We start from the raw sequence: 10,118 nt of genomic DNA, 5'->3' as shown, positions 1-10,118 counted from the left end.
GGTGATCAGCGGCGGCCATGCCCGCCCGGGCCGCCGTCGCCGTTCAACCCGTTGGTCCTGATGCGGTTGTCGCCCCGCTCGATGTCCTCGAGGTTGCGGTCACGGGTGTCCTTCATCATCCGGACCTGGCTGACCGTGGCGTCGGTGATGCCGACCAGCGCGTCGCGGATGGACATCATCGTTTCCTTGGTGGTCTGCCGCTCCTTCTGCTCCTGCGGCTTGGCCTTCTCCGCGAACTCGCCTTCCGTGCCGGGCCAGCCGACCGTGGGCGCCAGCTCGTCGAGGAACTCCTCGGTGATGCTCGTGGCGAGGGTGCCGATCTCCTCCAGCTGCCTCGCCAGCGCCTCGATGCGGTGCGGGTCGACGTAGTACCGCTGCCCCATGGTCAGTCCTCCCCGTCCTCGCCGAGCGCGTCCCGCCAGGCAGGGGTGGCCGCCTGGCCGTCGCGCCCCGTGTCCTCGTCGTCCTCGCGCAGCACCTCGGGACCGAAGATCCGCTCCCAGTCCAGCTCGAAGCCCTTCAGTTCCGGCACGTTGCTGCTGGGCTCGGCGAAGGGCGCCATCGCCTTCATCACATGCCGGTTCATCTTCAGGCGGGCCGCGTTGGCCGCCTCCAGGACGCTGGCGGCCAGCTCCTGGGGGGACATGTCGCGGTACTTGTTCTCCAGGAACTCGATCCCGGCCAGTTCACCCTGCGGGCCCACGGTGGCGCGGACCGCGCGGTCGGAGGAGAGCACCGCGAACGACGCCTGCCGCAGCTCGCGTTCGGTGCGCGCGACCGCTTCCTGGGCCGCCTGGAGTTCGGCCATCGCCTTCTCGAGGCGCTTCTCCAGCGGTTCCGTCACGGCCGCTCCTGCCCTTCTGCGTCGCCCGATTCATCAACTGCCCTGCTGATCCTGCCTGGTGAGGCCCTCGCCGCGGAAGCCGGGGCCTGGTGGGATTCGTCTCCGCGCGGTGGTCGTGCCCGGGGCCGCGCGGTGCTCACCGCCCGATGACGGCCGGGGTGCCGCCGTCCTCGGTGCCCCACACGTCCGTGTCCTCCTCCAGGTAGTCGGCGGAGCTGGTGACCCTGCGTCCCTGCTCCGTCTCCTCCTCGGGGGTGTCGCCGCCGGTGGTCGCCACCCGGGAGGCCGGCGCCAGGAAGGTGTCGCTGTCCTCCTGGCGGTTCCACGGGCTGCGTCGGCGGCGGTTGCGGCGCTCGCTCTCCTCCGCCGCGTCGACCAGGACTGCACGCACCCGCTCGCCGTTGCCCTTCTCGCCGCCCGCGCCCATGCCGCCCATGCCGCCGCCCATCGGCATCCCGGGGCTGCCGGGTGTGCCGGGCGCGCCCGGAGCGCCGGCCGTGGCTGCGGGAGCGAGCGGGGTGCCCTCGCTCGCGGCGACACCGTCGGAGAGGGGCTCGGCACCGAGTCCGCCGGAGCCGTCCGGGGCGAAGGAGTCCGCCCCGGACAGGCCGCCGCCGGAGGCGCCTGCGCCCACTCCGCCACCGAGTCCCAGATCGGAGAGCGACACGTCCCTGCTGCTGGTTCCGTCGCCGCCGGCCCCGTTGAAATCGCCGAGACTGCCGAGGTCGTCGAGTACGCCCGAATCGCCGCGGCCGCCCTGCGAGTTGAGGTCGTTCAGGTTCACCGTCTCGGTGTTGCCCTGCGGGTCGGTGACGGTGGCGATGCCGGTGTCCGGGTCGATGACCTGGGTGCTGCCGTCCGGGAACGCGGTGGTCAGCTTGCCGTTGTCCAGGACGGTGGTGGAGCCGTCCGGGTTGGTCACCTTCGCGCCGTGGGTGAGGTCGGTGGTCGTGGTGGACCCGTCCGCGTCGGTGGTGGTGAGCGTCCCGGTGTCCGGGTCGAAGACGGCCTTGCTGCCGTCCGCGAAGGTCGTGGCGAAGTCGTCGCCCTGAAGGGCGGTGTTCCCGCCCGTCGGGGTCTCCAGGCCGGCGCGGTCGGTGTTGAGGTTCCCGAGGTCGCCCAGGTCGCCGATCGACTCCGTGGGCAGATCGGGATTGAGGTCGCCCAGGTCACCGAGCCCGTTCTGGCTGTTGAGGTTGCCCAGGCCGCCCAGGTTCTCGGTGGTGGTCTTCCCGTCCGGATCGGTGGTGGTCGTCTGCCCGGTCGTCGGGTCGACCGTCTGCGTGGTGCCGTCCGGGAACGTGGTCGTCAGCTTGCCGTCGTCGCCCAGCGAGGTGACCGAGCCGTCCGGGTTGGTCACCTCGGCACCGTTGCCCAGGTCGGTTGTGGCGGTCGAACCGTCCGGGAGTGTGGTGGTGAGCGTCCCGCTGTCCGGGTCGAAGCTGGTACGGCTGCCGTCCGCGAAGTCGGTCGTCAGATCGCCGCCGCTGGTCAGCTGCGTGCTGCCGCCCGTCGGAGTGTCGAGCACGCCGTCGCCGCCACCGAGGCCGCTGTTGAGGCCGTCAAGGCTGCCCAGGTCGGTCGTGGTGGTCGTGCCGTCGGGATGGGTCGTGGTGGTCCGACCGGTCGTGGGATCGACGGTCTGCGTGGTGCCGTCCGGGAACGTCGTCGTCAGCTTGCCGTCGTCGCCCAGCGAGGTGACCGACCCGTCCGGGTTGGTCACCCGGGTGCCGTCGCCCAGGTTCTGCGTGGTGACGCTGCCGTCCGGGTGGGTGGTCGTGAGCGTCCCGCTGTCCGGGTCGAAGCTGGTGCTGCTGCCGTCCGGGAAGTCGGTGGTGAGCTTGCCGTCGTTGAGCTGGGTGTTGCCGCCGGTCGGTGTCTTGAGGGAGCCGCCGCCGGTGTTCAGGCCGCCGAGGCTGCCGAGGTTCTCGGTGATGGCGTCATCGGCGGAGTTGTTCGTCCCGCCCGGTCCGTTGTTCAGCGCCCCGAGGTTTCCCAGGTTCGTGGCGACCGGCGGCGGGGTGCTCGTGAGAGCCTCCTGGTCACCGCCCGGGTTGTTCACGTCGCCGAGGTTGCCCAGGCTCTCCGTGACCGTGGTCGGGTTCAGCAGTTCGTCGATGTTGCCGAGGTTCTGCTCGGTGACGGCGTTGGGGTCGTTGATGCCGCCGAGGCTCTCCTGCATGGCCTTGGCCTGCTCCTCGGCCTCGCGCTTGGCCTCCTCCTGCTCACGCCGCTGCTCCTCGCGGAGCTCGTCCTGGTACTTCTTGTCCTCTTCGCGCTGCTGGTTCTGCTCGTTGCGCAGCTCGTCCTGGAGGCGCTTGTCCTCCTCGCGCTGCTGGTTCTGCTCCTCGCGCAACTCGTCCTGGTACTTCTTGTCCTCCTCCCGCTGCTGCCGCTGCTCCTCCCGGAGTTCCTCCTGGTACTTGCGGTCCTCCTCGCGCTGCCGCTCCTGCTCCTCGCGCAGCTCGTCCTGGTACTTGCGGTTCTCCTCGTTCTGCCGGTTGATCTCCTCCTGCTGCTCCTCGGCCTTCCTCTCCTCGTACTCCTCCGCCGCCGTGCTGGTCGACTTCGGCTTGGGCACGTTGTCGGAGAAGTCGTCACCCAGGTCGAGGAAGTGGTTGTTGAGGTTCGACTGCACCTGGGCGGCGGGCTTGCCGAGGAACTCGTCGACGCCCTGGCTCCAGATCTTCACCGCCTTGTCGCCGACCTTCGCCCAGTTCGCGATGTCGGTGAGGTCGCCGTACTCGGGGTGCACCTGGGAGAAGCCGCCCTGCGGGCTGTGGCTGACGGTCGTGACGTAGCGGGAGGTGTACGACTTGATGTCGGTCTTGGCGACGTTGTTCGCGTCCACCCACTGGGCGAGGTCGTCCAGGACGTAGCGCAGCACCTGGTGCGGGTCGTAGTAGGGGGACTTGGCCCAGGCCAGCCACGCCTCCAACAGCTTGTTGGCGGAGTCCTCCAGGTACTTGCGGCCCAGGGACAGGGCGCGCGAGTACACCGTGCTGCCGGTGCCGGTCTCGTCGCCGGAGCCCGGGTTGGAGTCGAAGGTCTCGACGTAACTGTCGTAGTTCTCGCGGATCTTCTTCAGCAGGCTGCGGAAGACCTCCGCCGCCTCGCCCTTCCAGCTTGCGTCGTCCCGCCCGAAGCGGTCCTCCCAGTCCTTCAGCACCACCGCGTGGTCCCGGAAGAACTTGGCCGCGAAGTCGAAGGACTCCCCTGTGGTGTTGAAGGAGTTCAGGTCCACCACGTCGGCACCGGGCACGCCCAGATTGCTGAACCGGGCGTCCTGGGTGTTGCCGCCCAGCAGGGCGAGGAGCGCCGCCCGCGGCCCGTTCATGTACCGGGCGAGCGGGATGGTGCTCATCTTGTCCTTGTTGTAGTCCGTGAACTCGTTGCCCTCACGGACTTGAGCGTCATGGACGTTGTCCGAACCCGGACCGGCGAAGATGATCTCCTCGCCGTCCTTCACGCGGCCCTCGAAGACGATCCGGGCCTGCATGATGGACCGCTTCTTGCCGCTGTCGAAGAACCAGATGTCGTAGTCCTCGCCCTTGTTCGTCAGGAAGCCGGAGTCCTTGACGAGCAGAGAGAGGCTGCGCTCCTTGATGTCCATCCGGAAGAGCTTGCCGCCGTGTTCGGAGCGGAGCGTGTCGAAGACCGTGTTGCGGTCCGGCACCGGATAGCCGGTGATGTGGGTGACCAGGGTGGCCCAGGTGTCGCTCGACGGGTCGCCGGCGTTGTCGAACTTGTCGAGGTTGGCGACGGAGTTGGGATCGTAGCGATCGGCCACCGGGCGCCCTTTCTGGTCGGTTGGTCAGGACTCGTCGTCCGGGTCGCCGGTGGTACCGGCGGTCAGGGTGTCGACCTCGTCGAAGGTCTGGAGCAGCGTCTGCGCGTCGATGGCGTCGAGGTTCTTGTCCTTGGTCCTGTTGGCCTCGTCGATCGTCTCTGTGAGCGCTTCCTTCAGCTCCTTGAAGAGGTCCATCTGGTCACCGAGCAGCTTGTCGATGGCCTCGGCCGCGGTGCGGACGTCCTCGATCAGCTTCGGTCCCGAGACCAGGGGTTCGGTGACCATCCTGCCGATGCGCAGGAGTTGCTTGTCCTGGGCGAGGTTCTCCGGTGTGGTGTGGCCGTCGATGAGGTGGCCGAGCGGGCGGATGTGGGACCCGTCGCCGTCCTCGCGGTGCTTCTTCGCGGCGGTGTACACCGGCTGCACCTCGTTGTCCCGGAAGTTCTCCATCTGCTTGAGGTCGAAATGCCTGACGTCGGCCTTCTCACCGGCCATGGGACGCTCTCCTGCCGCTTGGTGCCGGACGGGGATACGGGAGCCCGGCGGACGCCCCGCTCACGGGCGACGGCCGGGCCGGTGGGCCCGCGTGCCGGGTGGGCACACCGGGTCGGTCCGAAGCTTCCCGCCCGCCGGCCGACGACCGCCACGTCCGCATCCGGGGGACTCTTCGGGCGGCGGTGCCGGGCGCGTCGCCGAACCGTCCGTGTGGGGACCGGGACACGGACGGTTCGGCGTCCTCCGGTCGCCCGCGCCGACCGCCGGGCCCGCCCTGCGGACGGACGAGGGGAAACTCCGGCGAATCCCTAACGGGCCCGCACGTTCCCCCAGTTGTCGGCGCTCCTGCGCTCGTCGCGGGAGTGGTTGTCGTGGATGGTCTGGATCAGCTCGCCGTTGTCGCCGAGGAGCATGGCCATGTTCTTGGTGGCCTGGTCCCACTCCGCCTGGACCTGGCGGTACGTCTCCTGGTCCGAACCCTCCCAGGAGGTGACGAGCGGCTTCAGCTCGTCCTCCAGGTTGTTGAGGGTCGTGATGATCTGCTGGGTCTGGGCCATCAACTCCTCGATGGCATTGCGGACCGCGGGATACTGCACGTCGATGATGCCGTCGGCCATGACGTCTCCTCTCGGACGGCCGGGCGTGGGCGCCCGGGAAGCTCAGGGGGGCCGGCCTCGCCGTACGGGGGCCGGTGCTGCGGGGGTGGGTCAGCGCAGCGCTTCGAAGACGCCCTGGCTGGTCTTGCTGTTGAGGACCTCGGTCAGGTCCTGGTTCTCCTGCGCCAGACGGTTGGCGGAGGTCACGTTCTCCTGGAGCGCGTCGACCATCTTGCTGATCTGGATGACGACCTTCTGCGCCTCGGCGTTCCAGCTGCGGAAGAGCTTCAGCAGGGCCTGGCCCTCGTCGCCGCCGACGCCCGAACGCGCGGCGATCTCGGCGACGTTGTTCTGGATCTTCTCGACCTGGGTCCGGGCCGACTCCAGAGAGGAGACACCCCCCAAACCCTTGGCATAGTCCGCTTTCCTCGCGGCACTGTCCGCCATGTCGCGCTCCCTTCGTTCAGGCTTGTCCCGACGCATCGTTGCCCGCTGAGGCTAAAGAGAACTGAGCGTTCCGCGCAACGCGTGCAGGGAAGATTTGAGCATCGGTCAGCTCACCCCAGAATTCCTGCGTGGCAAGGGAGTTGTGCGCAGGTTTCGGCGATATGAACAGGCGCGCCCGACCAGCGGGACAGTGGATGTGAACCCGTCCACCGGGCGACGCGATGCGGGCAGAAAGCGGGCACGGGAAGTAGGTGAACGGGCATCGGCAGGGACCGTATCCCGCAAGGAAAGCGCTTCCGAGGGATTTCAGGGGTACGGTCCGACGAATTTTCAGAGCTTTATTTGAGGGTTCTCCGCCGCGCTCGATCCCGGGATGACTCCGCGAACTTCAGACCCTCGGCGCCGAGTTTGGCTGAATACTTCTGCTGTCCCCGCCCTTTTCCTTTTCTTCGGCACGGTATGCGTTTCTTGCCGTGATCAGCGCGCCGTGTCCGCCTTGTCCTTCTCGGCGTGCGGCTCACTGCGCTCCGACTGTCCGGCGGCACCGCACGCCGGTGCCGTGACCTTGGGCTCCGCGGCGCCCGACGCGGCGGCCGGGTCGAGGTCCGCACCGGTCGGGAGCGCCGCGAGCAGCGGGGCGGGGACCGAGCCGATGTCCCCGGTCTCGTACCCGAGGGCTGCCAGCGAATTCTTCGCGGAGACCCGGTACTTCACGCCGTTCTCCGCCACCAGATAGGTGGTCCCGGCGTGCGCGGCGCCGCTGGCGTGCAGCGCCCTGACCAGGGCACCGCGTCCGGGACGTACCACCGTGGCGTCCACCGGGACACAGGCCGGCTTCAGCGGCTCGGCGGTGCCCTGCGGCACCGCGACCGGGGCGAGCCGGGTCAGGGGGACCAGCACCGACCTGATCCGGGCGCCGCCGTCGTCGCCGTCCACCTGCGCGCAGAGCGCGGTGCCGCGCGGCGCGGACCGGGGCAGGGGCGGCGCGTCGGGCAGCTCCGCGGATGCGGAGGGGCCCGGGTCCGTGGCCCGGTGCTCGCGCAGCGCGTCCGCGCCGACCGTCCGCACTTCGGGCGACTGTCCCTGGTAGGCGTCCTTCTGGGTGGCCGGGTCGCCCAGCACCAGGGCGGCGCCGAGCCGGGTCAGCGGCACCAGACCGTCCTTGCGCAGCAGGTGGTAGGTGCTGCCGCCGCCGGGCACGGTGACCTTGAACAGCTGGCCGATCCTGCTGGCTTCGCCGCCGAGCACGGGCCCCTCCGCACCGCGTCCCGGTACCGCGGGAGGCTTCAGGGCGGGGCCGGGGGCCAGCGCGTCGAGGAAGGCCGCCGAGACCCGCATCGGCCGCTCGGAGCCGTAGCCGAGGGCGTTGCGGGCGTCGGAGGCGCGGTCCAGCGGCAGTCTGCTGCCCCGCCACACCAGGTACTCGGTGTCGTCCGGCCCGCGCACCAGCAGCGCGCGGTCGGCGCCGATGCCGCGGGAGTCCAGCGGCGCCCCGGCGACCACGGTGGTGGCGCCCGGCTCGTCCACGCCGGAGTTCGCCACGACGCCGGAGGTGTCGGGAAGCGCCCCGTCCGGCCCGGTGACGCACATGTGCCAGGCGCCGTCGTCGAGTTGGCCGGGCTCGGGCACGGTGTCGGGGGCGCCGGGAATGCCGGCCGGGGCGCCCACCGGGACGTCCCGCAGCGAGGCGGTGCCGACGTCCACGGTCTCCAGGTCGGAGCCGCCGATCAGCCGCGCCGAGGCGTAGTTGCGCACCGGGTGCAGTACGCCGTCGGTGCCGGTCCACAGGTAGCGGGCGCCGGTGTCGCGGTTGACCACCAGGTGGTCCCCGTCGCGCCAGGCGTCGTTCCCGCCGGGGCGCAGCAGACCGTAGACGGTGGCGCCGGCGCCGATCAGGACGGTGACCAGGACGCCGAAGACCACTCCGCGGGTGGTGCGCCCGAGCGGGCTCTCCGGGGCGTCCGGGTCGGCCATCAACAGGCCCGAACTGAGCCTGCCCATCATGAAACTGTGGGCGTGTACCTGGTCGCGTTTGGACTGCACGGCCTCTCCTCGACTTCGTTCTCTTGCCGGAGTGCGGTTGTGCTCAGCCGAACAGGCCGCGTAGCCAGCCGAAGAGCCCGGCCACCCACAGGCTGAGCGGCAGCAGCGCCACGGCGAAGCCGGTGTGCGCGATCTCCGCCGCCCGGCCCCAGTAGGGCAGCATCCGCCGGCCGGGCACCGTCCAGGCGGCGATGACCAGTGCGGCCGCGGCGCCGAGCAGCACCGCGAAGACCACCAGGCGTCCGTCGCCGTCGCTGTCCACCGCCCATGCGCGGGCGAGCAGCAGCAGCCCCCAGACGCCGGGTACGGCGAGGGTCAGCCGCTGCCCGATGTGCACCAGGCCGCGGGAGTGCAGGAGCAGCAGCAGGCTCAGCGTGACCGCGGTCAACACCTCAGGCAGGTCGGGGTGCTGGGCGATGACGACGAGGGCGGCCGCTGCGACGGTCCCGGTGGCGGCGAAGAGCGCGGTGACCCAGCGTCCGGCCAGCTCGGTGCGCTCGGCGACCTCGTCGCCCGCGTACGGCTCGATGCCCTCCTGGAGCTGGCTGGCGGAGGAGGGCAGGGCGGGCATCCGCATGCCGGCGAGCTTGAAGGCGAACGGTGCGACCGTCCCGGCCGCCAGCGCCACGACCGCCGCCACCAGGGACACCGCTGCCGGTACGTCCAGGCCCGAGTACCCGATCAGGGTGCCGGCGATCGCTGTGGCCACCGAGACGACCGCGGTGGCCAGCAGGGCCGGGGCGCCGACCGCGGTGGCGGCCAGCGCGAGGACCGCGCCGCCCGCGCCCGCGGCACCCGCAGCGAGCAGCCGCGCGCCCACGACCCGCGCCGCGTCCGGGCCGGTCAGCTCGCCGCCGGGCAGCACCCAGCCCGCCAGTGCCAGGCAGGGCGCGACCAGCAGGCCGAGCGCGGTCGCGGACAGGCGCTCGCCGACCGCGCCGCGGGCCCGGTCGGTGACGAGCACGCCCTGGCCGCGGGTGCGCGAGACGCGGCAGCGGCGCAGCACCGGGTCGGTGCCGGCGGCCAGCGCGATCCCGTTGCCGGATGCGCCGGTGACGCGGACGTCCTCCAGCGTCGTACGGCCCGCGCTGCTCAGGTGCACGCCGGTGCTGGTGTCGTGCACCACGGTGCGGATCACCGTGAGGGAGCAGTTCTGCTCCAGGGCGAGGGAGGGCTTGTCGGTGGAGGAGATGTCGCAGTCCTCGACGGTGCCGCGGGATTCGCCGTTGGCGAGCAGGCCGTTGCCGCGGGCGTCGCGCACCGTGCAGCCGCGCATGCGGGCCTCGCCCTGCTCGGCGAGGACGAGGCCGCTGGTGCCCAGGTGCTCCAGCGTGCAGGACTCCACGGTGCTGGGCGTGGTCGAGGTGACCACGATGCCCGCGCCCTGCGGGTTGCTCACCCGGCAGTCCCGCAGCGCCAGGGAACCGGTGCCCCCGGCCAGCATCGCCGTCCAGGCGGCGCCGACGACCTCGCAGCCGTCGAGCGCGGCCTGCCCGCGCCGCACATCCACGGCGGGCAGCTCGGCGTCGCCGCCGCGCAGGGTCAGTTCGGAGAGCATCACGGCGTCGGCGCGCAGCGCGAGCACGCTGCCCGAACGCGGCCGGATCTCGACCGTGCCCCGCCCTTCGGCGGCGGTGAGGGTGACCCTGGTGTTGATCACCAGGTTCTCCGCGTACGTCCCGGGCCGGACGCTGATGAGCGCACCGGTACGGGCGGCCGCGAGTGCCTCACCGATCGTCCGGTAGCGGTCCCGGTCCCCCGGACCGACCGTCAGTACCTGGCGCGACACGCACCAACCTCCTTGCTCCGGCGGCGTCTTCTGCGGGCGCCCCCTCGTCGGCGGCGCGTGTCGGCGAGCCGACCGTGCCATCATGCCCCGCCTTCGGGGCGTACGGATGCCGAG

General features: G+C 71.0%; 8 protein-coding genes. All 8 read right to left on the bottom strand.

Annotated elements, in window-relative coordinates:
- Positions 1–5 precede the first annotated feature (5 nt).
- Positions 6–383 (bottom strand): hypothetical protein, encoded by a 378-nt coding sequence (locus AB5J55_RS38625; protein ID WP_369275088.1) that lies wholly within the window; start codon positions 381–383, stop codon positions 6–8.
- A gap of 2 nt (positions 384–385) precedes the next feature.
- A complete protein-coding gene (locus AB5J55_RS38620) occupies positions 386–844 on the bottom strand; it encodes a YbaB/EbfC family nucleoid-associated protein (RefSeq protein WP_369275087.1) in 459 nt (152 codons plus the stop codon).
- Positions 845–980: 136 nt separating this feature from the next.
- On the bottom strand, positions 981–4,634 hold the full coding sequence (locus AB5J55_RS38615) for an AAWKG family protein (RefSeq protein ID WP_369275086.1): 3,654 nt from the start codon (positions 4,632–4,634) through the stop codon (positions 981–983).
- 24 nt (positions 4,635–4,658) lie between these two features.
- Entirely contained in the window at positions 4,659–5,129 is a 471-nt protein-coding gene (locus tag AB5J55_RS38610) for a type VII secretion system-associated protein (protein WP_369275085.1), read from the bottom strand.
- Positions 5,130–5,437: 308 nt separating this feature from the next.
- On the bottom strand, positions 5,438–5,746 hold the full coding sequence (locus tag AB5J55_RS38605) for a WXG100 family type VII secretion target (RefSeq protein WP_328420337.1): 309 nt from the start codon (positions 5,744–5,746) through the stop codon (positions 5,438–5,440).
- Between the two features lie 90 nt (positions 5,747–5,836).
- Positions 5,837–6,172, bottom strand: a complete 336-nt coding sequence (locus AB5J55_RS38600) for a hypothetical protein (protein WP_369275084.1) — start codon at positions 6,170–6,172, stop codon at positions 5,837–5,839.
- 477 nt (positions 6,173–6,649) lie between these two features.
- Entirely contained in the window at positions 6,650–8,215 is a 1,566-nt protein-coding gene (gene eccB, locus AB5J55_RS38595) for a type VII secretion protein EccB (protein ID WP_369275083.1), read from the bottom strand.
- Between the two features lie 43 nt (positions 8,216–8,258).
- Positions 8,259–10,004 carry a right-handed parallel beta-helix repeat-containing protein gene (locus AB5J55_RS38590; protein WP_369275082.1) on the bottom strand — a complete coding sequence of 582 codons (1,746 nt, stop codon included), beginning with the start codon at positions 10,002–10,004 and terminating at the stop codon, positions 8,259–8,261.
- Positions 10,005–10,118 lie beyond the last annotated feature (114 nt).

Source organism: Streptomyces sp. R11 (assembly GCF_041051905.1).
GTDB lineage: Bacteria > Actinomycetota > Actinomycetes > Streptomycetales > Streptomycetaceae > Streptomyces.
Note: the sequence above shows the minus strand (reverse complement) of the source record. Positions and strands in the feature narration are given on the sequence as shown.

Coding starts and splice junctions, on each gene's coding strand:
- AB5J55_RS38610 (WP_369275085.1), bottom strand. CDS start 5,129: ATGGCCGGTGAGAAGGCCGACGTCAGGCATTTCGACCTCAAGCAGATG.
- AB5J55_RS38605 (WP_328420337.1), bottom strand. CDS start 5,746: ATGGCCGACGGCATCATCGACGTGCAGTATCCCGCGGTCCGCAATGCC.
- AB5J55_RS38600 (WP_369275084.1), bottom strand. CDS start 6,172: ATGGCGGACAGTGCCGCGAGGAAAGCGGACTATGCCAAGGGTTTGGGG.
- AB5J55_RS38625 (WP_369275088.1), bottom strand. CDS start 383: ATGGGGCAGCGGTACTACGTCGACCCGCACCGCATCGAGGCGCTGGCG.